The organism is Burkholderia sp. AU38729 (assembly GCF_020419725.1).
Taxonomy (GTDB): domain Bacteria; phylum Pseudomonadota; class Gammaproteobacteria; order Burkholderiales; family Burkholderiaceae; genus Burkholderia.
The window spans coordinates 395047-419294 of record NZ_JAIZQO010000004.1; the positions used below are offsets into that span (position 1 = coordinate 395047).

24 protein-coding genes and 1 pseudogene are annotated in these 24248 nt (G+C 66.4%); 3 read left to right on the forward strand and 22 right to left on the reverse strand.

The features are described 5' to 3' along the window. Positions 1 to 124 precede the first annotated feature (124 nt). The 7 genes from LGM56_RS13860 to LGM56_RS13890 all read right to left on the reverse strand — a co-directional run bounded on the left by LGM56_RS13860 (position 125) and on the right by LGM56_RS13890 (position 7382). Positions 125 to 1183 (reverse strand): ABC transporter permease, encoded by a 1059-nt coding sequence (locus tag LGM56_RS13860; protein ID WP_226205172.1) that lies wholly within the window; start codon positions 1181 to 1183, stop codon positions 125 to 127. Next, the gene (locus LGM56_RS13865; RefSeq protein WP_226205174.1) at positions 1180 to 2751 is read right to left on the reverse strand and encodes a sugar ABC transporter ATP-binding protein; all 1572 of its coding nucleotides are present in this window, start codon (positions 2749 to 2751) and stop codon (positions 1180 to 1182) included. The genes LGM56_RS13860 and LGM56_RS13865 overlap by 4 nt, the downstream gene beginning before the upstream one ends. 101 nt (positions 2752 to 2852) lie before the next feature. Continuing rightward, complete coding sequence (locus tag LGM56_RS13870; RefSeq protein WP_226205177.1) at positions 2853 to 4235, reverse strand: LLM class flavin-dependent oxidoreductase; 1383 nt, start codon at positions 4233 to 4235, stop codon at positions 2853 to 2855. Positions 4236 to 4261: 26 nt separating this feature from the next. Further along, entirely contained in the window at positions 4262 to 5029 is a 768-nt protein-coding gene (locus LGM56_RS13875) for an ABC transporter permease (protein ID WP_226205180.1), read from the reverse strand. After that, positions 5026 to 5760, reverse strand: coding sequence for an ABC transporter permease (locus tag LGM56_RS13880; RefSeq protein ID WP_089498942.1), 735 nt, complete (start codon positions 5758 to 5760; stop codon positions 5026 to 5028). The genes LGM56_RS13875 and LGM56_RS13880 overlap by 4 nt, the downstream gene beginning before the upstream one ends. 4 nt (positions 5761 to 5764) lie before the next feature. Then, the gene (locus LGM56_RS13885) at positions 5765 to 6568 is read right to left on the reverse strand and encodes a transporter substrate-binding domain-containing protein (protein WP_319000758.1); all 804 of its coding nucleotides are present in this window, start codon (positions 6566 to 6568) and stop codon (positions 5765 to 5767) included. Between the two features lie 223 nt (positions 6569 to 6791). Then, positions 6792 to 7382, reverse strand: coding sequence for a UTRA domain-containing protein (locus LGM56_RS13890; RefSeq protein ID WP_226205184.1), 591 nt, complete (start codon positions 7380 to 7382; stop codon positions 6792 to 6794). A 250-nt stretch (positions 7383 to 7632) separates the two neighbouring features. On the opposite strand from LGM56_RS13890, the gene LGM56_RS13895 reads away from it, so the two are divergent. Together LGM56_RS13895 and LGM56_RS13900 are read left to right on the forward strand one after the other, a co-directional pair. Further along, positions 7633 to 7833 carry a hypothetical protein gene (locus LGM56_RS13895; protein WP_373452579.1) on the forward strand — a complete coding sequence of 67 codons (201 nt, stop codon included), beginning with the start codon at positions 7633 to 7635 and terminating at the stop codon, positions 7831 to 7833. 241 nt (positions 7834 to 8074) lie between these two features. Then, a complete protein-coding gene (locus tag LGM56_RS13900) occupies positions 8075 to 9184 on the forward strand; it encodes a polyamine ABC transporter substrate-binding protein (RefSeq protein ID WP_226205297.1) in 1110 nt (369 codons plus the stop codon). Between the two features lie 148 nt (positions 9185 to 9332). Here LGM56_RS13900 and LGM56_RS13905 read toward each other — a convergent pair whose 3' ends face one another. The 6 genes from LGM56_RS13905 to LGM56_RS13930 form a co-directional block, all read right to left on the reverse strand. Continuing rightward, the gene (locus tag LGM56_RS13905; RefSeq protein ID WP_226205186.1) at positions 9333 to 9884 is read right to left on the reverse strand and encodes a DNA-binding protein; all 552 of its coding nucleotides are present in this window, start codon (positions 9882 to 9884) and stop codon (positions 9333 to 9335) included. 51 nt (positions 9885 to 9935) lie between these two features. Further along, positions 9936 to 11183, reverse strand: coding sequence for an MFS transporter (locus LGM56_RS13910; RefSeq protein WP_089498946.1), 1248 nt, complete (start codon positions 11181 to 11183; stop codon positions 9936 to 9938). A 297-nt stretch (positions 11184 to 11480) separates the two neighbouring features. Next, on the reverse strand, positions 11481 to 11810 hold the full coding sequence (locus tag LGM56_RS13915; RefSeq protein ID WP_089498947.1) for an H-NS family nucleoid-associated regulatory protein: 330 nt from the start codon (positions 11808 to 11810) through the stop codon (positions 11481 to 11483). A 327-nt stretch (positions 11811 to 12137) separates the two neighbouring features. Beyond that, the gene (locus LGM56_RS13920; protein WP_089498948.1) at positions 12138 to 13487 is read right to left on the reverse strand and encodes a reverse transcriptase family protein; all 1350 of its coding nucleotides are present in this window, start codon (positions 13485 to 13487) and stop codon (positions 12138 to 12140) included. Between the two features lie 265 nt (positions 13488 to 13752). After that, on the reverse strand, positions 13753 to 13908 hold the full coding sequence (locus LGM56_RS13925; RefSeq protein WP_226205188.1) for a plasmid fertility inhibition factor family protein: 156 nt from the start codon (positions 13906 to 13908) through the stop codon (positions 13753 to 13755). Between the two features lie 41 nt (positions 13909 to 13949). Beyond that, positions 13950 to 14330 carry a hypothetical protein gene (locus LGM56_RS13930; RefSeq protein ID WP_226205190.1) on the reverse strand — a complete coding sequence of 127 codons (381 nt, stop codon included), beginning with the start codon at positions 14328 to 14330 and terminating at the stop codon, positions 13950 to 13952. A gap of 661 nt (positions 14331 to 14991) precedes the next feature. On the opposite strand from LGM56_RS13930, the gene LGM56_RS13935 reads away from it, so the two are divergent. Continuing rightward, positions 14992 to 15264: a hypothetical protein gene (locus tag LGM56_RS13935; protein ID WP_089498949.1), complete on the forward strand. Its 273-nt coding sequence runs from the start codon at positions 14992 to 14994 to the stop codon at positions 15262 to 15264. Positions 15265 to 15612: 348 nt separating this feature from the next. Here LGM56_RS13935 and LGM56_RS13940 read toward each other — a convergent pair whose 3' ends face one another. The 9 genes and pseudogenes from LGM56_RS13940 to LGM56_RS13980 all read right to left on the reverse strand — a co-directional run bounded on the left by LGM56_RS13940 (position 15613) and on the right by LGM56_RS13980 (position 24021). Next, the gene (locus tag LGM56_RS13940) at positions 15613 to 16536 is read right to left on the reverse strand and encodes a LysR family transcriptional regulator (RefSeq protein WP_226205192.1); all 924 of its coding nucleotides are present in this window, start codon (positions 16534 to 16536) and stop codon (positions 15613 to 15615) included. Between the two features lie 123 nt (positions 16537 to 16659). Next, entirely contained in the window at positions 16660 to 17217 is a 558-nt protein-coding gene (locus LGM56_RS13945; RefSeq protein WP_226205194.1) for an ester cyclase, read from the reverse strand. Between the two features lie 72 nt (positions 17218 to 17289). Continuing rightward, positions 17290 to 18471 carry an MFS transporter gene (locus LGM56_RS13950; protein ID WP_226205196.1) on the reverse strand — a complete coding sequence of 394 codons (1182 nt, stop codon included), beginning with the start codon at positions 18469 to 18471 and terminating at the stop codon, positions 17290 to 17292. Between the two features lie 250 nt (positions 18472 to 18721). Beyond that, positions 18722 to 19039, reverse strand: a pseudogene (locus LGM56_RS37015) (hypothetical protein); the annotation flags it as partial. A 57-nt stretch (positions 19040 to 19096) separates the two neighbouring features. Beyond that, positions 19097 to 20137 (reverse strand): polysaccharide deacetylase family protein, encoded by a 1041-nt coding sequence (locus tag LGM56_RS13960; RefSeq protein WP_413226777.1) that lies wholly within the window; start codon positions 20135 to 20137, stop codon positions 19097 to 19099. 574 nt (positions 20138 to 20711) lie between these two features. Further along, the gene (locus LGM56_RS13965; protein WP_226205200.1) at positions 20712 to 21422 is read right to left on the reverse strand and encodes an SDR family oxidoreductase; all 711 of its coding nucleotides are present in this window, start codon (positions 21420 to 21422) and stop codon (positions 20712 to 20714) included. A gap of 186 nt (positions 21423 to 21608) precedes the next feature. Continuing rightward, positions 21609 to 22013: an extradiol dioxygenase gene (locus tag LGM56_RS13970; protein WP_089498955.1), complete on the reverse strand. Its 405-nt coding sequence runs from the start codon at positions 22011 to 22013 to the stop codon at positions 21609 to 21611. A 274-nt stretch (positions 22014 to 22287) separates the two neighbouring features. Then, positions 22288 to 23253 (reverse strand): dTDP-4-dehydrorhamnose reductase family protein, encoded by a 966-nt coding sequence (locus tag LGM56_RS13975; protein ID WP_226205202.1) that lies wholly within the window; start codon positions 23251 to 23253, stop codon positions 22288 to 22290. A gap of 354 nt (positions 23254 to 23607) precedes the next feature. Beyond that, entirely contained in the window at positions 23608 to 24021 is a 414-nt protein-coding gene (locus LGM56_RS13980; RefSeq protein WP_089429970.1) for a DoxX family protein, read from the reverse strand. Between the last annotated feature and the right edge of the window lie 227 nt (positions 24022 to 24248).

The window sequence follows — 24248 nt, forward strand, 5'->3', positions numbered from 1 at the left end:
CAGCGCGCCACGCGAATTCAAACCGACCGATTCGGCAATGGATATTACTTTGGATAACAAACCGTCCTGCTTGAAGATTCTCCGGACCGTGGGTGCCCGAGCTGAGTCTCGTCGAGCTCACGCGTCACGCCCGGGCATCGGTACGGCGGCCGATGCCGAACGTAAATGCAAGGGCCAGCACGAGCAGGACGCCCTTGATGAAATCCTGCATGTAGTAGGGTGCGTTCAGCATCGTGAGCCCGTTGAGCAGCACGCCGACGAACACCGCCCCGACGACCGTGCCGAATACGTTGGGCCGCTTCGCGCCCCACACCGCGTAACCGATCAGCGCCGCCGCCACCGCATCGAGCAGCAGCGAGTGGCCCGCGCTCACGTCGCCGCGGCCGACCCGCGCGGCGATCAGCACGCCGCCCAGCGACGCGATCGCGCCCGACACGACATACGCGGCGACGCGGTAGCGCGCGGCCGGCGCGCCGGCCAGCCGCGCGGCCGTTTCGTTGCCGCCGATCGCATAGATCACGCGGCCCCAGCGCGTCGCTTCCATCGTGATGCAGGCCAGCACCGTCACCGCCGCGAGCAGCAGCACCGGCAACGGTACGACGTCGAACACGCGCAACCGGCCGAGCGCAAGAAACGCATCGGGGAACACGCCCGTCGCGTCCGTGCCGTCGGGCAGCACGGAGCCGGTCGCGAGCGAACGGCCGCCGGTCGGGATCAACTGCAGGCCGGCCAGCAGGAACAGCGTGCCGAGCGTCGCGAGCTGGTCGGGTACGCGCAGCCGCGTGATCAGCAAGCCGTTGAACAAGCCGGCGGCCACGCCAAGCACGACGCAGGCGAGCACGGCCGCCCATGCGCTGCCGTGCCAGACCACCAGCACGTAGCTCGCGACCATTTGCGCGGTCGCGGCCACGCTGCCGACCGACAGGTCGAAGCCGCCGGCCGCGAGCGTGACCGTCACGCCGATGCCGAGCAACGCGACGATCGACACCGCCTGCAGGATGCTGAACAGATTGTCGACGTTCAGGAACGCGGGCTCCCTGAGCGCGAACACGACCACGAGGACGCCCAGCACGAGCAGGATGCCCGTCCGTTCAAGCACATCGCGGATGCGCGCCGGCCCGGGGCGCGACGACCGTTCGACGGATGCGGCATGGCGGACAGCGGAAGAAGTCACGGGTTTCATGAGCAGGCACGCACGATGGAAGAAGGGGGAGGCGGGCAATCGAGCGTCGCGCGATCGAACCGCACGATACGATCGGCGATCTCGGCCGCTTCCTCGAGATCGCTGACGAACACGATCGTCGTGCGCTCATGCGCATGACGCCGCAGCGTATCGACGATATCGGCGCGCGCGCCTGCATCGATGCCCTGGAACGGCTCGTCGAGCAGCAACAGCCGCGCCGGCTCGGCGTGCCAGCGCGCGAGCACGACCTTCTGCTGGTTGCCGCCGGACAGGTGCGCGACGCGATCGTCGGGCCCGTCGCAGCGAATGCCGAACCGCGCGATCGCCGTCGCGGCCGCCGTGCGTTCGCGCGCCCGGCGCACCGCGCCGCTCGCGAACCAGCGCGACAGGAACGGAAAGCCGATCGTGCCCGCGATCGACGCGAACGGAACGCTGTCGGGAAACAACGACGTACGCCAGCGGTCCTCGCCGGCCAGGAATACGCCGGCGCGAATCGCGTCGGCCGGCGAACGTGGCCGCCATGTCCGGCCGTCGAGCGTCATCTCGCCGGCCGCCGCCCGCACCGCGCCGAAGATCGTCCGCGCGAAGCGCGACTTGCCGCCGCCGACGGGGCCCGCGATCGCGACGATCTCGCCGCGCTGCACATCGAGATCGAACGGAGTACTGGTCGGCGTCAGCCGCATCTGCCGCACGCTGAAACCTGGGCCTGAGCCTGAGCCTACCCCGGCTCCGGCCAGCCCGGCACGCTCCGGCACCGGTGCACGCGTACGCGGCAACGGCCGGCCGATCATCGTTTCCACCGCGGCGTCGAAATCGATCGGCGCGGCCAGGTCGGCGACGATCCGCCCGTCGCGGACGATCGCCGCGCGATCGGCGATGCGGCGCAAATCGCCGAGCCGATGCGACACCAGCAGGATGGCGACGCCGTCGCGGCGCAACGCGTCCACCAGCACGAACAGCCGCTCGGCCTCCGCCGCCGACAGGCTGGCGGTCGGCTCGTCGAGAATCAGCAATGATGGCTGCCCGGCCAGCGCACGCGCCAGGGTCACGCGCTGCTGGTCGGCCAGCGACAGCGAGGCGAGCGGTGCGGCCAGGTCGACGTCGAGCCCGACCCGCGCGGCGAGCGATCGCGCCGCCGCGCGCCGTGCGGCCGGCGGCGCACGCCACGGCGAGGCCGGGTCGCACAGCCGGTCGAGCAGCAGGTTGTCGGCGATCGACAGCGTCGGCACGACGGCGTCGGCCACCGACTGGTGCACGGTCGCGACGCCGAGTCGCTTGGCCGCGTGCGGCGACGCCGGCCGATAGGGTTCGCCGCGCAGCGTCAGCGTGCCGCCGTCCGCTTGCAGCGCGCCGCTCAGGATCTTGACGAAGGTCGACTTGCCCGCGCCGTTCGCGCCCATCAACGCGACGACTTCGCCGGCGCCGATCGACAGGTCGAGCGCCGCCAGCGCGACGGTCGCGTCGAAGCGCTTCGCGACGCCCGTGGCGCTCAGGACAGGCGGTAACGTCGATCGATGGGGCCGATCGTCGCGCGTCACGTCCATCGTCTCGTTCGTCGCGCTATTCATACCGAAGATTCCGGACGGCGCGATGCGGTTGCAGGAGAAACAGGTCGTCGTGGGTCATGTCACGCAACTCCACTGAGGGTCGTCCGGTATTGATCGGCTCGTCAGCCCGCTTCCGGCACCGGAAACCGGAACGAAGCGCCATAGGCGGTGTCGGGCAGGCGGTCCCTTCCGCTCAGCCGTGAACGGAAGGTGCCGCTCGCCGGCGTCGCTCGGTAAAGACCGCGCTTTTTCAGTTCCGGCACGATCAGTTCGGCGAAATCGTCGAGCGTACCCGGGCTGATGAGCGGATTGAGCATGTAGCCGCTCGTCGTCGATTGCCGCGCATGCTCGGCGAGCTGGTCGGCGACTTCGTCGGGCGAGCCGACGAGGATCAGGTCGGTGCCGCGCGTGACATTCGCGAACTTGCGCCGCACGTCGCCGGCAGTGAGCGGCTTGCCGCTGCCGTCCGGCCGCACCACGTAGGACGTGAGCCCTTCCGTTTGCGTCGTCAACGGCTCGTCGTCCGCATAGCGATCGATGTCGATGCCGGTATCGCCCGCATAGCTGACGAGTTGAGCCTGCAGGTGATAGTGCTGCTGCAGCGCGTGGTACTTCTCCTTCGCGTCGGCCGACGAACGCGCCGTCACGATCCGCAGCACCGTGAGCGCCTTCACATCCTCCGCTGCCCGGCCGTTTCCGACCGCCAGCCGCCGGATTTCATCGAGGCCGGTGCGAATCTCGTGCGGATTCGACTTCGCGACGAACACCACCTCAGCGTGCTTCGCCGCGAACTCACGCCCGCGCCCGGACCAGCCGGCCTGGATCAGCACCGGCGAGCGCTGCGGCGACGGCGCACAGACGTGCGGGCCACGCACGCGATAATGCGCGCCTTCGTGCGCGATCGGCCGCACACGGTCGCCGCGCGCGTAGCGCGGCTCGCGCTTGTCGGCGACGACCGCGTCGTCCGCCCAGCTCCCTTCCCACAGCTTGTAGGCCACGTCGAGAAACTCCTCCGCACGTGCGTAGCGTTCGTCGTGGCCGATCATCCGGTCGAGCCCGAAGTTGCGCGCCGCGCTCGTCAGATAGGACGTCACGATGTTCCAGCCGATCCGGCCGTTGCTCAGGTGGTCGAGCGTGCTGAAGCGCCGCGCGAGCGCGAATGGATGTTCATACGTCGTGCTCGCGGTCACCCCGAACGCGATCCGCTCGGTCTGCGCGACGAGCGCCGGAATCAGCATCATCGGATCGTTCGCGGGCGCCTCGACCGCCCACTGGACCGCCGCGTCGGCCGACCCGCCATGGACGTCATACAGGCCGAGCACGTCCGCGAAGAACAGCATGTCGAGATCGGCCTGTTCGGCCGTACGCGCGAGGTTCGACCAGAACGCGAGCGTGTTCGCGCGCAGCCGTTCGTCGGCGGGATGGGTCCACAGGCTCGGCGCACCGCCGCAGCCGACGCTGGCCTGTTCGTAAAGGGAAAACAGCAAGGGGCGAGGATCGGACATCGTCGTGTTCAGTGCAAAAGCAGGCATCAGTTGGGTGCCGCCCACGCGCCGGACGATGCGCGGCGGCGCCGTGCGGGCGGGCGATCGTCGGGCTCGCGCGTCAGGTAGCGGTTGAGGTGTTTCTCGAGACGGGCGGCGGGAATCGTCAGCAGCGCGACCAGCACGACATAGACGATCGCCGCGCCCGCGAGCGGCTCATAAACGCGCAAGGTTTCAAAACGAAGCGTATTGGCCGTCCCCATCACGTCGAACACCGTGACGGTCGACGCGAGAACGGTCGACTTCAGCAGCAGGATCGCTTCGCCGGTGAGCGCCGGCAGCGCGAGTCGCCACGCACGCGGACCGACGATCCGGCGCAGTACACCCGCCCGCGTCATTCCGTATGCCAAGCCGGCCTCGATCTCGCCGGCCGGCACCCCGGCAATCGCGCCGCGCAGGATCGTCGCGACATAGGCGCCCTCGTTCACGCTCAACGCGACGACCGCATACCAGAACGCGTCGCGCAACAGCGGCGACGCCCAGCTGTCGCGCATCCATTCGCGCGGGACGATCTGGCCGAAGCCGTAATACAGCAGATAAAGCTGCACCAGCAGCGGTGTACCGCGAACCAGCATGATCCAGCCGCGCGCGGGCCAGCGGCAGGGTGCGTGACGCGAACCCGCCGCCAGCGCGAGCGGAATGCCGATCGCCACGCTGGCGATACCCGACAACAGCAGCAACGCCAGGGTCGTCGGCACCGCGGCGAGCAGCTTCGGCATCACCGTGTCGAGCAGGAACGTCAGCGAAAAACTCATGCGCAGGCGCGCCTCGTACCACGATTCACGTAACGTTCGAGCATCGCGAAAAGGCCCGTCGACGCGACGCTCAACAACAGGAACAGCGCGGCCGTGACCAGGTAAAAGAAAACGTAATGCCGCGTCGCACCGGCGGCGAGCTGGCTCGCCTTCAGCAGATCCGTGAAAGACCCGAGCACGCTGATGAACGACGCATCCTTGGTCGCGTTCAGCCACACGTTGCCGACGCCCGGCAGCGCGAGCCGCGCCGCAACCGGAAGCCGGATGCGGGTCAACGTTTGCCACGGGCTCATTCCGTACGCGTGCGCGGCCTCGATCTGCCCGACCGGCACGTTGACGAGCGCCGCGCGGAAGATGTCGGTCAGATAGGCGCCCTGGATGAAGCCGAGCGACAACGCGGCCACGATGAACGGATCGAATGCGAAGCCGTCGGGCACCAGGCCGCTGCCGTGCAACGCGGACTCGAGCGCAGGTGCGACCGCATAGAACGCGAGCAGCAGGCACAACAGTTCGGGCAGCGCGCGCACGAGTGTCGTGTAGAGCCGTGCCAGCCAAGCGAGCGGGGCGTGCCGCGACAGCTTGCCGAGCGCGCCCGCGATGCCGAGCAGCGTCCCGGCGCAGAACGACGCAGACGCGACGCCGAGCGTCAGTGCGAACGCGCCGGCGAAGATGCGCCCGTAACCGCCGTCGCCGAACGCAAGCAATGCCAGCAGCGAATCGTCCGCGGTCATCGGCTCAGCGACCCTTCTCGATCGTACCCTTCAGGTTCGGATAGCGTGCGGTGATCGCATCCCACGTGCCGTCCTGCTGCAGTTGCGCGATCACGGTCGACAACCGGCCGCGCCATGCATCGCCTTGACGCACGCCCGCGCCGATGCCGAGACCCAGCACGGGGTTGTCCGCGCAGGTGGCCTTGACCTCGAAATCCTTGCCGTCACGCGACGACAGGAAGGCCGTGAACAAGCCCTTCGCTTCCTGCACGTAATCGACCCGGCCCGAGACCAGATCCGCGAGCGCGTTGTCGAATTTATCGAACGCCTTGATCTGGGCGTCGCGCTTGAAACGTGCATCGAGGAACGCCGAGAAGTTCGTGCCCGCCTCCACGCCGATCACGCGATCCTTGAAGGTGGCCGGCACCGCGCAATCGACGCGGCGCCGATCGCTTTTTGCGCCGACGAAAACCGTCGGCGACTCATAATAAGCACGACTGAAGTCGATCGCCTTCTGTCGTTCGCCGGTGATCGTCATCGACGACCAGATCACGTCGATCTTGCGGTTCTGCAGCGCAGGGATCAGCCCGTCCCATGCGATGTCGGTGAGTTCGCAACGTACATTGAGCTTGCTGCATGCCGCGTCGAGCAGGTCGACCTCCCAGCCCTTCCACTTGCCGGTGGCATCCTTCGAGAAGAACGGCGGGTACGACTCGGCGTCGATGCCGACGCGCAGCGTCGGTTGCGCCGCGTGGGCGGCCGGCAAAAGACCGATTACGAACAGCGCGGCCGCGGCGCGGCGGACCGTTGAGGGCATCAAGCGATTCATTTGGCAGACTTCTCGGATAACGTCGACATCGCCGGTGTCGCACCGGCATCGGGATGCGTGACTTTAGTGCCTGCCGATGCGTGTACCAAATGGTTATTTTTTCGATGGATATCTGATCGGAAGATATGCCGCTGCCCTACGTGCCTGAGGCCAGGACTACTCAAACCGTCGGCCTCGAATTCCGGCGTCTCTTGATTCCGGAGAACGCCGGGTCGACGGCCCCTCAACCGACGAACTTCGCTTCCACACCGCTTCGCACCACGAGATCGAAACGCTCGGGGCGGATATGGAATACCGTGGATTCGCACGTGCGGCCATCCGACAGGCGCGACGTACGCCGCAATACGAGCAATGGCGCGTGCAAGGCAATCCGGAGGTGCGCTGCGACTTCCATCGGAGAACCAATGGCCGTGACCGACATGTCCGCATCCGTGATGCGCCAGCCCAGCACGCCCTCGAGTACCTCGTAGGTCGACATTTGCCGCGCCTGCTCGAAGGTGACGATTCCGGCATCGGGCAGCAGGCAGATCTGCGCGAGCGCGATGGGCTCGTCGTCGACCCAGTGCAGGCGTTCGAGATAGATGCAGCGCGTCACGTCGGTCGAGAACGCGTGTCGAAGGCCCGTCTTGTGCGAAACGGCTTTCGCCGACGGGCGACAGGCCGACGCATGCGCGCCCGACCTGACCCACCTTGTCACCGGGGGCTTTCGACGGCCTTTCCGACGCTCGCCCGGTGACGATCGCGGCAGAAAACCGTCGAATATTCTCATCACTTCGAGCCGGTCACCCACCCTCGCCATCACACCCGAACGCATTCATCGGCCTTCGAACGCCTAGGGAAAATCCGGAGACATCCTTACAGCGATTTACCTGATGATTCATGGAAGCGTCATGTTACGGCGATTCAGGTGTCCGCCAAGCTTTCAATTCGCGTCACGAAACCGATGCCGCCGCGCGGCGCATGCGATGACCGAAACCTGAAACGGCAGCCGCCGGCGAATCGTCAGGTGTTCAATACTTTCAACAACCCGGTCGAGAGTAATCGTGAGATTCCGTGGCCCGCTGGTGCGGTGGAGACGAGGCGATGCGCGAAACCTGCGCGCTACGATCGCGTCCTCCGACGACAGTGGCGGCGGCCCAAGCCCTCGCCTGCCGCTGTCGATCTACACCATCCTGTCCCGCCGCTCCGTTCGCCGCCACAACGCCGTCGCCGCGCGTGCGTACGTCGCGATCCATACCGACGACGTGGCATCGCTACTGCCTTAGCGCCCCGCCACTTTCCCTGACTCCGTTCGACCCATTCGCCGTGTCAACCGACCGGTGACAGGATCGGCTCGCACTGCGTTTCCGTGCAAGCCGGCTCCTGATCGAACGGACTCCTGATCGCCGTGCACCACGCTCGCTCGCCGCGAGCGACGGTCGCGCACGCCCGCTTCATCCGATGAACCATCGCGCCACGACCCGCGCCTTGCGGCTCGCTACGCGCACCGAAATGGAAGACTCCGTTATGCGAATCCGCACGCTTCGCCGCGCCCTTGCGACCGCCGCCATCCTGTCGGCCGCCGCGGCTGCCGGCACGACCGCCCACGCGGCCGGCGAACTGAACATCTACAACTGGTCCGACTACATCGCGCCGGACACGATCCCGACCTTCCAGAAGCAGACGGGCCTGCACGTCCGCTACGACAACTACGACAGCGACGACACGCTGCAGGCAAAGCTGATGTCGGGGAATTCCGGCTACGACGTCGTCGTGCCGACGTCGAACTACATGGCCAAGCAGATCCAGGCGAGCGTCTACCAGCCGCTCGACAAGTCGAAACTGCCGAACCTCGCGAACCTCGATCCGCTGCTGATGAAGATGGTTGCCGATGCCGATCCGGGCAATCGGTACGGCGTGCCGTGGGCGTACGGCACCGACGGCATCGGCTACAACGTGCAGGCCGTGAAGAAGGCGCTCGGCGACAAGGCGCCGGTCGACAGCTGGGCGCTGGTGTTCGATCCGGCCAACATGGCGAAGCTGAAGAGTTGCGGCGTGTCGTTCCTCGACCAGGCCGTCGACGTGTTCGCGGCCACGCTGCAGTACATGGGCAGGGATCCGAACAGCACGAACCCGGCCGACTACCGCGCCGCGTACGAGGTGCTGAAGAAGGTGCGCCCGTACATCACGCAGTTCAACTCGTCGGGCTACATCAACGATCTCGCGAACAACGACCTGTGCGTGGCGTTCGGCTATTCGGGCGACGTCGGCATCGCGCACCGTCGTGCCGCCGAAGCGAAGCGCCCGTACGAGATCGGCTTCGCGAACCCGAAGGAAGGCGGGCTGCTGTGGTTCGACATGATGGTGATCCCGAAGGACGCGCCGAACCGCGACGCCGCATTGAAGTGGATCAACTACGTGCAGGATCCGAAGGTCAATGCCGGCATCACCAACGCGGTGTTCTATCCGACCGCGAACAAGGCCGCGCGCCAGTACGTGAAGCCCGCGATCGCGCGCGATTCGTCGGTGTATCCGCCCGACGAGGTGCTGAGCAAGATGACGCTGCTCAAGCCGATGCCGCCGGAGATTCGCCGGCTGCAGAACCGGCTGTGGGCGCAGTTGAAGACGGGGCGCTGAACCGCGCGCCGCGGTAACGCATCGTGCCGCCGGCGGCTGGCGCGCGCCGGCGCCACGCCGTCGCCTCGAAACCGGGGACATCGCGTGCCAGCGGGCCGACCCTGCCACGCGCGCATCGCGACGACAGTAGTCGAACCGGCCGCGCGAACTATCGCAACGCCTGCTCCGCCGAAAACGCGTGTTCCGCGAAGCGGATCACGTCGTCGAGCGACGACGTGCATGTGGCGCCCGCCGCGAGTTCGCGAAACGCACCGTCCGGCCCGAGGCAGATGAGCGGCTTGCGCCAGCGCCGCGCGAGCGCGATCTCCTCGGCCGTGCCGTGGCCGCCCGGCAGCGCGACGATCAGGTCGCTGCTCAGCACGTTCACGTAGTTGCGGTTGATCGTATCCGGGGCGGCGCCCGGCTCGCGGCGCGGCAGCGGCGTGAGGATCGGGATGTCGACGAACGGATGCGGATAGCCGTCGAGCGGCACGAAGCCCGCGAGCGGATCGGCCTGCGTCGGCAGGATGCCGATCGACCGGCCGGCCCGCCCCGGCACGCCGGCGAACGCGCGCGCGACCGCCAGCATCACGCCCTGCCCGCCGCCCGTCAGCAGGTTGAAACCGGCCTGCGCGAGCCAGGCGCCGAGCGGCTCCGAAAACGCGAGCCACGGCTCCTTGCCCGAGCCCATCACGCCGATCGTCTTGTTCTTCTGTTGCATCGAAATTTTCAGTGAAGTCGTTGGTCGTTGGGTGGTGCGCGATGGTCGCGCTCATTCGAGCTCGACGCCCTTGAGCTCGGGAATCAGGAACAGCGTCGCGACCATGTCGAGCACGTACAGGCCGGCGAGCAGCGCGATGGCCGTCTGGAACGAGTAGTGCGCGGCCAGCGCGCCGACCGCGACCGGGCCGAAGCCGCCGACCGCGCGGCCGATGTTCCACAGCACGTTCTGCGCGGTGGCGCGTGCGGCCGTCGGATAGCCTTCCGACATCAGCGTCCCGTAGCCGCCGACCATCCCGTTGACGAACATGCCCATCAGCGCCCCGGCCCACAGCATCGCGGTCGGATCCGACAGCCGCGCATACGCGAGGACCGTCACGACCGCGCCGAGCTGGTACAGCAGGAACGTCGGCTTGCGCCCGATGCGGTCGGCCAGTTGCCCGAACACCCAGACGCCGATCATCATCCCGACGACCGTCGCCGCGGTCCACAGCCCCGACTTCGTCAGCGAGAAGCCCATCTGTTTCGACAGGAAGGTCGGCAGCCAGATCATGATCCCGTAGTAGCCGAAGTTCTGGACCGAGCACAGGATCACGATGCCGACGCTCGTGCGCGCGGTGCGGCCGTCCGCGACGAGCAGGCGGAACGCGTTGGCCTTCGGCTGCGCTGCGCGTTGCACGAACGCTTCAGGCTCGTGCAGCCTGTTGCGCATCGCCCACGCGAGCAGCGCGGGCAGCACGCCGACCACGAACATCCCGCGCCAGCCGATGTGCTGCAGCAGGAATGGCGTCAGCAGGGCCGCCAGCAATACGCCGGCCTGCCAGCCGAGCGCGACGTAGCACGACACGCGTGCGCGTTTGCTCGCCGGCCACGCTTCCGCCGCGAGCGCCATGCCGATCCCGAACTCGCCGCCGAGCCCGATGCCCGCGATGGTGCGGTACACGAGCAGATCCTCGAAGCCCTGGGCGAACGCGCACAGCCCGGTGAAGATCGCGAACAGCAGGATCGTCCAGGTCAGCACGCGCACCCGCCCGTATCGGTCGCTCAATGCACCGAACAGGATACCGCCCGCGACGGCGCCGATCAGCGTCCACGTGACCAGCGCGCCGCCCTGCCCGGGCGTCAGATGCAGCGCCGCCGTGATCGCCGGCAGCATGAAGCCGAGGATCAGCAGGTCGAAGCCGTCCATCGCATAGCCGATCGCCGATCCGGCCAGCGCTTTCCACGCGTACGCGCCGACCTGCTCCACGCGCGGGGCCGGCGGGCCGCCGAGCGTCGAAGATTCTATGTTTGCTGCCATGGTGTCCTGCCACGATTGTCCGGCGACATTTTAAAGCCTGTGCCCGTGAGCGACGGGCCGGCAGCCCCCCGGTGAAAATGGATCGCGCGCGCGTCGGCGCCCGCTTGCAGGACGGCGAGCGGGAATTGGCGGGGAATGAACGGGAGGGAAAAACGGCGATCCGGTGTCGGCGGCGAAGCCGGTGATGTCGCGGTCAGGCCGGACACCGGATGAAAGACAGCATGAAGGCGGCGTGTTACCGGCCGGCCCGCTGGCGCGAACCGGACGGCGCCGGGCGGCCTCGCGGCCCGGCCGGCATCAGCCTTGATCGTCGCCGGGCCACCAGGTCTTGGCCTCGCGGTCGACGGCGAGCGTATCGAGATCCTTGCCTTCGAGCCATTTCGGGCGCGGGCCGCGGCCCGACCACGAGCGGCCGGTCGACGGATCGTAGTACTTGGCAGGCGCCTTGCGTTTTCGCTGAACGATGTAACCGAGCGCGCTCAGCACTTCCTGCTGCGAAATTCCCAAAAGCTCGACCTGTTCCTTGAATGCCGCGAGCGCGGCCTGCTTCTCCTTCTGCTTCGCATCCGACAGCTTGATGTTCAGGTCCCGAAGTTGTGCTTCGAGTTCCTGCAGGGCCTGGGTCATGTATTCATCCTCTTTGGGCATGTTTTCGCAAAAAGCTCCGATGGCGGAACCTACCATGAAGTTCCGCCGATGGGGGCTGTCAAATGTCTGAATCGTTTGCCGGAGCCGGCATGGCTTGCGCGATACGCACTAAACGACGCCGCGCGTCAATCAATGGCAGACAGGACCGGGCCGGCAACGCGCAGCCCGCCATGGTCGAAGGCACGGCGAACGGCTGCGGCAAGTAAGCGTCGCACCATGGCACTGGCGCGGCATGGCGCGAATGATAGCAGTGCTCGGCGTCGTGTTGCAGAAGTCGTCGGCCGGCGTCGATGCGGATACGTCGGATTACTGGCCGACGTCGCGGGCGTCCCACTGGATCCGGTCGAACAGCGCGCGCAGCTTCGCGCCGCGCGCCGCGTTCAGCGCGGCCGCATGCGCGACACGCCCGGCGAGATGCGCGCGAAAGTCCGGGTGCGCATCGCGATTCTGCGACGCCGGGCCGCTGCGGATGCAGTTGGTCAGGATGGCCTTCAGGAGATCGAACGCATCGCGCGCCAGGTTCGGATGACGATTGACGACCACGCCGGCCAGTTGCTGCCGCGTACCGCGCCGCATCACGCGCGTCTTGCGCAGTTGCAGCGCAAAGCCTTCCTCGAGCGCGATCGCGGCGACCCGGATCTGCAGCCGTTCGACCTCGCGCGCCAGCGTGCCGCCGCCGGAGAAGGCGAGATCGTCGGCATAGCGCGTGTAGGTTGCACCGAGCGAACGCGCGAGCGCGGCGAGCCGCATGTCGAACCGGAACGCGCTCAGGTTCGCCAGCGCCGGCGACGTGGGCGCGCCCTGCGGCAGATGCCGCTCTCGATAACGCTGGCGGCCGATCCAGTCGAACCGGTCGCGCAGGTCCGGCGCGAGCAGCCGTGCGGACGGCACGCGGTTGGTGCACAGCCCGGTGAGCATGCGCGCGACTTCGACCGGGTACCCGAGCGTGACGAACAGCGCGTGCACGCGGGCGGCGCGTATCGATACGAAGAAATCCGCGAGATCGAACCGGACGACGACGTCGCGATCCGCATGGGGCGCCGCGAACGACACGATCCCGTGCCCCTTGCGAAAGCCGTGTACCGCACCGTGCGGCGCGATGCGATCGAGCAGCCCGTGCAGGATGCGGCGCTGTGCTTCGCGCAGCCGGCCTTTCGGGATTTCGACGAGGCGGCTGCCGCCGCTGCGCTTGTCGTGCGCCACGTACGTGTAGTGATGCAACGGCGTGGCGCTGCTGCGCGCGTCGACGCGCCAGTGGTCGGACAGCCAGTCGAGCGCCGGCGCGCTCACGCCGAGCCAGCCGGCCAGATCGCCGGGCGTCGCCCATTGCGGCACGTCGCAGCCGGCGAGCGGCGCCGGCAAGGGTTGCTGGACGGGGGGACGCCGTATGACGCGGATCACGGCCGGCCGATCCTCGCGATACCAGGCGCGCACGAACGCGGCCGCATCGGCCAGAACCGCCGCAAGCACGTCGATGTCGACGTCGTCCCAGTTCGCGCCGAAGCGGGCGAGCGCGACGTCCGCGCATTCGTGCGCCCACGGCTGCGCGCCGCCTAGCACGGCAGCCATACGCGCGATGACGCCACCGCGCTCGGGCGTCCCGGCGAGCATCGCCTCGGCAATCGTGCGGGTGGTATCGCGCAGGGATGAATGCATGGAGAAAGATGGGCGGGACGATGAGCCAACGTGACTGGTGCTGCGAGGGGAGGCGTTACGCCACGCGCAACCCGGCCCCTTGCGACGCATCGGGGTGTCAATCTCATCCACGGGGTAGCCCCGTAGTCCTGGAACATCGGCTGCCTGTTCCGGGCGTGTGCTTGACCCACCGGCCCGCGATGCGACTTTAATGGCCGCGAACGCGGCGTGTCAAACCGGGTGGCGATCCGGCGCCGCGGCGGCGCGCCGGATCGCGACGCGCAACCTACGCGTGCCGGGAAAACAGTTCGCGGTACGCGATCGGCGCGACGCCGACGCCGACGCCGGCCATGTTGTTCAGCATCGTGGCCCAGGTCGCGTTGTCGACGCTGACCGGAAACGACCGCACGCGGTTGGCGAGCAGCCAGAAGGTGCGCGTCATGCCGTTGCTCGTCGCGACTTCGTACCCGCTTCCCTCGAGCCTTAGCCGACCGGCGGCAGCGCCACCGGTTCGACGCGGCCGGCCCGGAACGCGGCGGCGGTCGACGCGTATTTGCTGTCGAGCGGCATGACGCGGCACGGCACGCAGTCCTGCGAATTCAGCTGCGGAAACGCCGGGCTCGTGCCGAGCCACAGGCCGTAGAACCTTTGAGCGTCGAGATGCACGACGAAGCGCTCCGTTTCGGCGGGCGTTGCCGCCATGTAGCAGTCGGCCTGGCCGGGAACGACGACGCGCCACGTCGCGCGCTGCGCGCTCAGGTCGACCAGCTCGCTCGGCAGCGGCCGCGGCTGGATGGGAGACGGTCGTCCCGCTTCGCGCAGGTCGCGTGCGCGATCGAGTCCGATACGAAGACGTGTCAGCATGGGCCCTCTCTTTCTCTCGTGATTTGTTCGAATGCGTCAGGGGGCGGGCGATTACATCGTCACGTGTTCGCAATCCGTGGGCCCGGCGTCCTGACGCCCCCGGTGTGTTCGGGAACTGGCGCAGTGTAGCGTTTTTCCGGGTCGGCAAGAATCAACTCGGCCGGCGCCGACTGCAGTATCGACGGACCTGCGCTGCGCAGTTCAAGCACCGGACGAACCCCACGCTCGAATGCTCGAACCCTCATGAACGCCCATGCGCTTCACCTGCCACGCCATCAACCAGAGAATCAATATTCGTCGCCGATTATCTGAATATCGAAACAATCAAAAACAATAACAACAGACCGCAGAATTCAATGAAATCAAATTCAAACAAAAAATTATCGAATTCGATCAACGATAAATTAATACGATTGGCGCCCTCAAAATCAAATAAATAGTCTGTGTTGTGCGCCGCAACACCGTGATTCAAAGATCAACGAGATACGGAGGCGCAGCACGAATCGCTTCATTCGTGCTTTGTCGCAAAGTTTCCACCTTGTCAGGCCACCGTTGATTTCCAGGCATTCGTGAATCAGCAATCCGGAAAGGCATACCTGTCTTCCCGGACGTGACCGACGTCGTCAGATCGCATTAATTCATTCAATACCAAAGGAAAGTCATGAAGAAGATTGCAACCGTGCTGTTTTCAGCACTGATGCTCGCCTCCACGTGCGCGTCCGCCCAGGCGCTTTGCAAGGCCGGCAAGATCGACAAGATCGAAACCGACGCCACCGGCAACCTGCTGGTGACCATCAACGACGGCATCTACTCGTTCAGCGCGAAGGAAGTTTATTCAATTATTTACCAGGCCTATTCAGAAAACAGGAATCTGTTTATCTACGGAAACAATTGTGCGAATGGCTCGCCGGCAACCCGCTTTGCCATTCGTTAATCGATCTTAACGCTCGACGATTATCAATACGTGGAGCACGGGGCTGGATTGACGTTCCGAATCCGGTGCCATCGCGGGCCGTGGTGTCGGCGCTGCGCGTCATGACACCACACCCGCGGCCCGCCCCCCCGTTCCGGTATCCATGGAGCAGCCGCGCTTGCCGCGACGAGCCAAACGTTGCCCGGTATTTTTCACCCCGACCACCTCCGGCGCCCGCAAGGACAGCGCCGACCCGCATCGCGACGGCCATCGTGCTCAATCGGCGAGCGCGATGTCGCGAACGTGGGCCGAATCGAATGTCTTCACGCGCCACCCCGGCGAACGCAGAATGCCTGCGATCGCGGGACACTACCGCAGAAACGGCGCCAGCGCGTCGGAAGCTTCGGAGAACCGCTGCTCGAGGAAGTCGAGCAACGTGCGCACGCGCGGCGCCATATAAAGCGTGCGTTGAAACAGCGCGTTCACGGGCACGTCCGGGCAGCGCCACTCCTGCAGGAGCAGCTTGAGCCGCCCGGCCTGAAGATCGGCGCCGATGTCCCAGATCGATTTCATGGCCACCCCTCGCCCCTCGATCGCCCATTCGCGGGCAAGCGAACCATCGTTGGTCTGACGGGAACGGTCGAGCGGCGCGGTGAACGATGCGGTCTCCCCGTCGCGCGTGAAACGCCAGTTGTTCGCCACGCCGGCCGCCGAAGAAAGGACGATGCATCGATGCTCACGCAAATCGTCGGGATGGCTCGGCATGCCGTGCTCGGCGATGTAGTCGGGCGACGCGCAAAGCGCGCGGCGATTGTCGGCCATGCGCTTGGCGACCATCGAGCTGTCCGCCGGCACGCCGAACCGGATCGCGAGATCGATATCGTCCTGCAGCAGGTGTGACAGTGAATCCGAGAGCACGAGCGAGAGCGTGACGTTCGGATGGCGCTCGTTGAATGCGTCGAGCCAGCGACGCAGCACGGTGCGCCCGAAATCGGAGGTAGCCGATACACGCAACGCCCCGCTCACCGATGCACGTCCGGCCTGCAACGCCGCACGCGCATCTTCCAGCGTTTGCAGCGCATGCTGGCAATGTACGAGATACAGACGGCCCTCATCCGTGAGGCGCAGCTTGCGGGTCGAACGCTCGAACAGCTGCGTGCGGAGTTCTCCCTCGAGCTTGACGAGCCGGGCGCTCGCCGCCGCGGGGGACAGTCCGAGCTTTCTGCCGGCCGCCGAAAGACTGCCCTGGCTTGCTGCTTCGACGAAAAGGCGAATGTCACCGAGATTGTCCATGGTCGCGTCGTGCGAAAGGAATGTTGGGGTGTGCCGCGCGATGCGCCGCGCGGACCGGGCATGGTAACGCGATGCGGACGGACGAGGAAAAGGCCGATCGGCAGGATCGGCCCCCGGGCCCGCTTACTTGGCGACCACGCCGAGCTGTTGCAGGAACGTCAGGTTGTCTTCGAGATGCCAGTTGTCGGTGATCTTGCCGTCGCGAATGCGATAGATGTCCGTGGCGATGAAGTCGACCACCTGCCCCTTGCCCTGCACGCCGTTGAAGGTGCCGGTGAAGTGACCGGTGAAGTGCAGATGGGTGACGACGCGGTCGCCGGCGACGATCATCTGTTCGACGTCGGCGTGAACGTCCGGCACGGCGCGATGGAAGCCTTTCGATGCAGCCAGCGGCCCGGCGATGCCCTGCGGCCGACCGGCGGGCAACGTGCGGTCCGTGAAATCGGCCGCCAGCGCCTCGCGGGCCTGGGCCTCGTCACCCGTGCTCCAGAAGGTGTCGTAAAGACGTGCCGCGCGAATCTGTTGCTCGGCCTGCTGCTTCGAGAGGGTCTTGTCGACGATCAGCGTTTTCGGCTGCACGAGATCGTCGCCGGTCGCGGCGACGGCAGGCAACGCGGCAGCAGCGGTGGCCGCGGCCAGCGCGATGCGGGAAACGGAGGAAAGGACGGTGCGGGTTTTCATGACGGGCTCCTTGAGGGTGTACGCGATGCTCGATGAACGGATTGAATCCGGCGGTGGTGCGACTTGGGTCATTCAGGCTGGGAAGCGGGCGGTGCGATTCACTTGTGCAGTCTCGCGTCGATCAAGCCGGGACGCGAAAGCGGTCACCGCAATCGCCATCAGCGTCATCGCGGCGGCCACGAGCGGCAGCGTGTCGAGTGCCTGCCCGTGCGAAAGCGCCATGCCGCCGAGCCACGCCCCCATCGCATTCCCCACGTTGAATGCGCCGATGTTGAGCGTCGATGCGAGGTTCGGTGCGCTTGCGGCCTTGCTCAGCACGCGCATCTGCAGGCCCGGGACCGTCGCAAATGCCGCGACGCCCCAGACGAAAATCGTCAGGACCGATGCCACGGGATGATGCATGGTGCGACTGAACACCACCATGATCGCGACCAGCACGACGAACACGCCCGTCAGCGCCCGCATCACGCCGCGATCAGCAAGCTTGCCGCCGAGCGCATTGCCGATGGCGAGACCGATGCCGAACAGCACGAGAATCTTCGTCACGCCGCTCGGCGCGAATCCGCTCGCCTGCTCGAGCACGGGGGTGATGTAGGTGAACACCACGAACATGCCGCCAAAGCCGAGCACGGTCATCAACAGTGCGAGCCAAACCTGCGGGTGCTTGAGCACGCCTACTTCGTGCGCAAGGCTCGCGGGTTGCGCTTCGAGCGTGTTCGGCACGAGCGCCACGAGGGCCAGCGCGGCGAGCACGCCTGCGCCGGCGACGGACCAGAATGCGGCACGCCAGCCGAGCATCTGGCCGATGAAGGTGCCGAGCGGCACGCCGAGCACGTTGGCGAGCGCAAGACCGGTAAACATCAATGCGACGGCACTCGCGCGCTTGTCCTGCGGCACGAGCGACGCGGCAACGACCGACCCGATGCCGAAAAACGAGCCATGCGCGAACGACGTGACGACGCGGGCGATCATGAGGCTCGTATAACCCGGCGCGACCGCGCACAGAACATTGCCGACGATGAAGATTCCCATCAGCAGCAGAAGCGCCCACTTGCGCGGCATACGGCTCGTGAGGACGGCGAGCAGCGGCGCACCCACGGCGACGCCCAGCGCGTAGCCGCTCACGAGCAGCCCCGCCGACGGGATGGAAACGGAAAGCGACTGCGCGACATCGGGCAGGATGCCCATGATGACGAATTCCGTGGTGCCGATCGCAAAAGCGCTCAGGGCCAGCGCGAGAATGGGAAGTGGCATGGCTGTCTCCGGGAAAGCGGCGAAGCCGCAGTGGATGTGCAGCCATTCTGCTTGCCACCGTGTGGATTGATAATTGGCCTCCGTCTTAAATGATTTTCAAGCCAGACGAGAAAATCAACGCAAGGGGCGGCGCGTGCCTGATCAGCACTCCATCATTCGTCACCGGTCAACGCGTCGATCAGCGCGCGCACGCGAGCCCGGCGTCACGAGATTGACGAACAGCGGCGCGGGGCGACAGGTCGGCAACACTTCAACGAGCGTGCCGCTGCGCAGGTGGGGTTTGGCGAGAAACGCGGGGACCTTGTTCGAGGCCCGCGCCAAGCGCGGCAGCTTCGGCGAGCGCTTCACCGTGGTTGATGCGGAAGCGGGACTCGATGGGCAACGCGACCGTTCGCCCGTGTTCGACGAACTCGAGTGGCCGGTCGCGGCCCGTGGTTGGTATGCGAAACGCAATGAGGCGATGCTTCCACAAATCGTCAACCGCACGAATCGTCGGGTTGGCCGTCAGGGAATCCGGATGCGTGCACAGGATCGGCGCCGCTTCGTCGATGCGACGGGCGACAAGCGAAGAGGCGTCGAGCGCCTTCGCACGAGCGCACCGGTGCGAAGGCGCTCGGGCAACCCGCTAGATCGTCTCGCTTTCGCGCACCGTAATCGGGCTTTGCAGCACGAACCGCGCAATGTCGTCCTTGCGCATGAATGCAACGCCGGGATGGCTCTTTGCATGACGCAGGAACGCGTCCCATGCACGCGTCATCTGCGGCGTGCCGCTGATACGGTCATGCGCGCTGATCGACATCATGCGCCGACGCGTACCCGCTTCTTCGTACAGCTGATCAAAATCGAACTTGATCTGTTCGAGGAACTTGTCCGGCGAGTAATTCCGGCCCTCCACCAGCAGGATGTCGTTATTGCGCAGCGTATACGGAATCACGACGAAATCCTTGCCGTTGACCGTTTCGATGAACGGCTCGTCGCGGCTCGTATCATCGATGTGATACACGTAGCCCAGTTCCTGCAGCAGCGACAGCGTGTTCGGCCCGCGTCGCAGCCAGTTCGCGTTGTAGCCGATCGGACGTTGGCCCGTCACCTCCTCCACCATCGATCGCGCCTGGATCAGAAACTCGCGTTCCTGCGGTCGCGACATCGCGTACTGCGAGTTCCACGTCGGCCCATGGCCCGACGCTTCGTGGCCGCGCGCCACGATTTCGCGCGCCACCTGCGGATGCCGCTTCGCCGCCTCGCCGATCATGTGACTCGTCACCTTCACGTCATGACGATCCCACAGATCCAGCATTCGGGGAATGCCTTCGCGATACCCGTACGCAAACCACGCTTGCGCGGCAAGATCGGCGGGCGCGCTCGCCGGGAAATCGACTTTCGGAAACGGATTGTCGGCACCCTTTGGGGGCTGTCCGCCCGCCTCGAACTGCATCGAGATCGAAATGACCAGCCGTGCACCGTTCGGCCAGAATTCACCCGGCACGGGCGCGGCGACCGGGGCCGATCGGGGGCTGCCCGTTTGCGCACCGGCCTGGGCGGATTGAAGCATCGCACCGACGGCGAACGCGCCCGCGCCGGCTCCGGCCTTGGTCAGGAACGAACGGCGCGTCGGTTGGTCGGGCGCCTGCTCGGCCGGATCACGATCCACGTGATCGATTTGAATTGCCATGGACAATCTCCTCATGACGCGCAAGCGCGTCGCTCGCACCGCAACGCGATGCATGATGACGAATGAACGGATATGGAATGTCACGCAGATACGTGCGCGTACAACCCATTGTCGGAAAGCGGCCCCGCTTTGAAAATGGGCTTTGAAATGAATAGACTTTCAATCCAGACCAAAGAATCGGTGTTCCGTCCGGATACGGCATGTCCGCTCGGCCTGCTGCGCTTCAATGCGTCGATACCCTTCGGTAAATGACGGTGAGCGCCAGCAGCAACGTCGGCGCCGTCGCATCGTGATGGCGATCCCTCAACCATCCGAACACGATCGGCCCAACAAAACCGATCAGGTTTCCGAATCAATTGATCGGCGCGATCCCGCCACCTCGGCCGCGCCGGTCAATCGCATGGTCGGCAGGCGCCAAAACAGTGGCAATCGGTGCGATCGACACGTACGCACGATCGCTCGTCATGCCGACGATATCGGCCCTGCTCGCGCGACACCCGCAGTGATACGTGTCCGTTCAGGAATTTCCGGCTGCGGCGATCGACCAGGTCTTCAACCGACCCGGCCGCTACGCGATTGCACCGCCACCGTCGACGAGCACCGTCGAGCCGGTCGCGTACGGGGTCGACGCGAGATAGAGCACGGCGTTCGCAACGTCCTCGGGTTGACCGACACGGCCGGCCGGCAAGCGCGCCGCTGCGCCTTCGTACATCCTGTCCCGCGCCTGCGCATCGAGCTTCGACCAGAGCGGCGTCGCGATCAGGCCCGGGGATACCGTATTCACCCGCACGGGCGACAGCTCGAGCGCAAGCCCCCGCGCCAGCGATTCGAGCGCCGCGTTGATCGCGCCTTGCAGGACCGAGGTCCTGCTCGGCCGCACGCTCAGGAAGCCCGACACGAACGTCAGCGACCCGCCCTGCCGAATGCGTACGGCCCGCGCGACGCGATAGGCGCCCCAGAACTTGCTGTCCATCGCCGCGTAGGCATCGGCGAGCGCGAGACCACGCACCGGCCCCGTGGGTGTCTGCGCGGCCGACACGACGACGTGGTCGAATTCGCCCGCCGATTCGAAGAATGCACGTACGCTCGTGTCGTCGGTCGTGTCCATCACACCGGTTCGCACGCCGTGACCGATCCTCGCTGCGCTCGCCGCCAGTTTGACCGCGTCGCGCGACGCGATCGTCACGCTCGCCCCGGCCGCCGCAAAGGCCCGCGCGGCCGCTTCGCCGATTCCCGAGCTTCCGCCGACCACCAGCACGTCTTGTCCATCGAATTTCATCGTTCGCTTCCTCCGATCAAAAGCGTGTTCCCGAGCGTGAAGCCGTGCCCGTCGCACGCGTCAAATGTTCTGAATACTGCTTGCGGCCGAGGATCGTCGGCCGCCACGCCGCCACGCCGAATCGCCGCTGCCGCCGGCGAAGCCGGCAAGCGTCATGTGTCTCGCGAGACGATTGGGCAGATCCGGTCATCCGTCAGGAATCCCGACCTGCTCGTCGGCCGCGAGCGTCGTCACAAATTCGACGGAAACCCCCGGGGCAATGGACACGAACAACTGAAGCTCATTGGACAACGGCACTTCACTCAGCGAGTAGTCGATCCGACTGCTGGACAGCCGATCGATCAACGTCACCCATTCGCGGTGTGTGTCGACGCGAAGCGCAATATGATCGATGCGCGGCGTGCTACGGCCTGCTTGCGCCGGTAGCGTCGCGCGCGTGACGTGAATCATCGGGCGGCTATCGAGGTACAACCAGTAGCCATCCACCCTGAACGGCGGTCGAGGCCCGGTATCGAGACCGGCGACCTCATCGAAAAAGCGGCGTGTCCCTTCAATGTCATCGGTGACGATGGTGGCGTGGTCGAAATGCATGCTTCGTGTCCATGCTGGAAAGCCTGGTACGCATTCTGTCGCACGTCGGTCGGTCTTGATAATTGGCTTCGCCATTGAATGATCTTCAATGACGACAAGGAGATGGGGGCCGCTGGTTGCCCGGGGTCCCGGTTTCGTCGCATGCCAGCGGATTCACGAGACACGATGTCACCGCGACGCCATGTGTGCACGTCTTCGGCAAAGTCGCGAACGGCATTCATGGCGCGGCCGGCGCAATGGGCGCATGCGCACGGGCCGCGCGGGGCGCCCGATCCTACAGCCCCTGCGGCGCATCGCGCAGCACGGCGCGCAGCGCGGTATCGAACGGCGTCGCGTGGTCGATCCCGGCGGCGCGCACGCGCGATGCGTCCAGATGGCAGTCATAGGGGCGCGGTGTCGCGTCGGTCGGCTGGTCGATCCGCTTGAGCGCGGCGTCGATGCCGAGCGCGGCCGCGATCCGCTGCGCGATGTCGTACTTCGTCATCGGCTCCTCGCCCGACCAGTGGCGGAGGCCCGTGATCGACGCACCCGCGAGATGGCGCAGCGTGAGGTCGCGGATGACGTCCGCGACATCCGGCGTATACGTCGGGTACCGGATCGCCCATGCGTCCATGCCGACCGCGTCGGCGCCCGGCCGAGCGGAAGCGACGATCGCCGGCACGAGGCTCGTGACGGCCGATTCGCTCCAGTCGACGATCGGGCCGAAGAGCAGCGGCAGGCGCAACACACACGACAGCGGCGACGCGGCGAGCAGGGCCGCCTCGCCTTCGAGCTTCGTGCGGCCGTAGATGTTCAGCGGGTTCGGTGCGGCGTCCTCGCGGTACGGCGCCGCCTTGCCGTCGAAAACGTAGTCGGTGGAGATGCCGAGCGTCCATGCGCCGTAGCGCGCGGCGAGCGCACCGATACGGGCCTGGGCCGTGACGTTGATCGCGCGGGCGCCGGCGGGGTCGCGCTCGCAGACGTCCGGGCGGCGCTCGGCCGCGCAGATGATCACGGCGGCCGGTTGGCGGACGGCGAAGAGGTGTTCGAGGGCTGGCTCGTCGAGGACGTCGAGTTCGGCGCGGTTTTCCGGGGGCAGCGCCAGGCGTTTGGCGCCGGCGCCTTGCGGGTTCCGGATGGTCGCGACGAGGTTCAGCGACGATTCGCGGGCCAGGGATGCGGCAACCGCGCGGCCGAGGAGGCCGGCGGCGCCGATGAGGAGAACGGTCGGGAGGTCAGTCGACGAGGTCGGATTTGGCATGGGCGGTCATTCGGGTGACTGGGAAGTGCACGAGGTCGCGTTCGACGCTCGAGTTCGGGTCGCGGGGAGCATAGCCGAGTATGACAGCCGCTACATCGTGATGGCAGATCGGCAACCCCGCGACGGGCGCGCGTCACGCGCATCACGTGCGCCGCGGTCGGCGGCCGGCGCTCGGCACGGCGCCCCCGTCCACCGGGATGACGCCCGTCCTGCCGACGACGTCGACACGCCGCGCGGCCGCCCGCGCGCGCGGGCAATCCACGGCGGCGCCACCTCACGAACCTCGCCCAAAAGCAAAGCCCGGTGCGCTTGCACGCACCGGGCCGTCACCTCTGCGGAAAACCGCGCCCCGCGTTACTTCCGGTCGAGCGAATACCGCCCCGGCCCGGTCAGTGCGAGCAACAGCAGCCCGCCGATGATGCTCACGTTCTTGTAGAAGTTGATCATCGCCATGTATTGCTCCATCCCCTGCAGCGCCCAGTAGCGATGGCCGATCAGCGCGGTCGCGAGCGTATAGGCGGCGAACACGAGTGCGAGCGGACGCGTATAGAAGCCGATCGCGATCAGCAGGCCACCGGCCAGCTCGACCGCCACCGCGATCGCGGCCGCCAGCTCGGGCGCCGGGTTCCCGGTCGACGCCATGTACGCGACCGTGCCCGAGAAGCCGCTCAGCTTCTGCCAGCCGAACAGCACGAACAGGATCATCAACAGCACGCGAGCGGCCAGCAGCAGCTCGTCCTTCTTCGACTCCAGTGAAACGTAACGCATGACAATCACCCTTGAATTGACGGTTTGATGCGTCCGGTGCCGATACGCGCCCAATCGGCGCGCCAGGTCGGCAACGAACCACTCCTCGCACCATCGGACAGCAAGCCGGTTGGCCCGCCGCCGAAGAATCCGCCTGGCCACGCCGTTCCCGGCGCGCTCCGGATCGGTTCTGGCGAAGCACGGATGCAGTCTACTGTCTCCCCGTGAATCATCAATCCGTCAAAACA

Coding starts and splice junctions, on each gene's coding strand:
- LGM56_RS13975 (WP_226205202.1), bottom strand. CDS start 23,253: ATGCCAAATCCGACCTCGTCGACTGACCTCCCGACCGTTCTCCTCATC.
- LGM56_RS13950 (WP_226205196.1), bottom strand. CDS start 18,471: ATGCCACTTCCCATTCTCGCGCTGGCCCTGAGCGCTTTTGCGATCGGC.
- LGM56_RS13980 (WP_089429970.1), bottom strand. CDS start 24,021: ATGCGTTACGTTTCACTGGAGTCGAAGAAGGACGAGCTGCTGCTGGCC.
- LGM56_RS13915 (WP_089498947.1), bottom strand. CDS start 11,810: ATGACCCAGGCCCTGCAGGAACTCGAAGCACAACTTCGGGACCTGAAC.
- LGM56_RS13925 (WP_226205188.1), bottom strand. CDS start 13,908: ATGACGCGCACCTTCTGGCTGCTCGCCAACCGCGTGCGGTCGTTTCCG.
- LGM56_RS13970 (WP_089498955.1), bottom strand. CDS start 22,013: ATGCATTTCGACCACGCCACCATCGTCACCGATGACATTGAAGGGACA.
- LGM56_RS13920 (WP_089498948.1), bottom strand. CDS start 13,487: ATGCATTCATCCCTGCGCGATACCACCCGCACGATTGCCGAGGCGATG.
- LGM56_RS13940 (WP_226205192.1), bottom strand. CDS start 16,536: ATGGACAATCTCGGTGACATTCGCCTTTTCGTCGAAGCAGCAAGCCAG.
- LGM56_RS13885 (WP_319000758.1), bottom strand. CDS start 6,568: ATGAATCGCTTGATGCCCTCAACGGTCCGCCGCGCCGCGGCCGCGCTG.
- LGM56_RS13890 (WP_226205184.1), bottom strand. CDS start 7,382: ATGCGTTCGGGTGTGATGGCGAGGGTGGGTGACCGGCTCGAAGTGATG.
- LGM56_RS13865 (WP_226205174.1), bottom strand. CDS start 2,751: ATGAATAGCGCGACGAACGAGACGATGGACGTGACGCGCGACGATCGG.
- LGM56_RS13930 (WP_226205190.1), bottom strand. CDS start 14,330: ATGCTGACACGTCTTCGTATCGGACTCGATCGCGCACGCGACCTGCGC.
- LGM56_RS13870 (WP_226205177.1), bottom strand. CDS start 4,235: ATGTCCGATCCTCGCCCCTTGCTGTTTTCCCTTTACGAACAGGCCAGC.
- LGM56_RS13910 (WP_089498946.1), bottom strand. CDS start 11,183: ATGGCAGCAAACATAGAATCTTCGACGCTCGGCGGCCCGCCGGCCCCG.
- LGM56_RS13965 (WP_226205200.1), bottom strand. CDS start 21,422: ATGAAATTCGATGGACAAGACGTGCTGGTGGTCGGCGGAAGCTCGGGA.
- LGM56_RS13860 (WP_226205172.1), bottom strand. CDS start 1,183: ATGAAACCCGTGACTTCTTCCGCTGTCCGCCATGCCGCATCCGTCGAA.
- LGM56_RS13875 (WP_226205180.1), bottom strand. CDS start 5,029: ATGAGTTTTTCGCTGACGTTCCTGCTCGACACGGTGATGCCGAAGCTG.
- LGM56_RS13945 (WP_226205194.1), bottom strand. CDS start 17,217: ATGAAAACCCGCACCGTCCTTTCCTCCGTTTCCCGCATCGCGCTGGCC.
- LGM56_RS13900 (WP_226205297.1), top strand. CDS start 8,075: ATGCGAATCCGCACGCTTCGCCGCGCCCTTGCGACCGCCGCCATCCTG.
- LGM56_RS13905 (WP_226205186.1), bottom strand. CDS start 9,884: ATGCAACAGAAGAACAAGACGATCGGCGTGATGGGCTCGGGCAAGGAG.
- LGM56_RS13880 (WP_089498942.1), bottom strand. CDS start 5,760: ATGACCGCGGACGATTCGCTGCTGGCATTGCTTGCGTTCGGCGACGGC.
- LGM56_RS13935 (WP_089498949.1), top strand. CDS start 14,992: ATGAAGAAGATTGCAACCGTGCTGTTTTCAGCACTGATGCTCGCCTCC.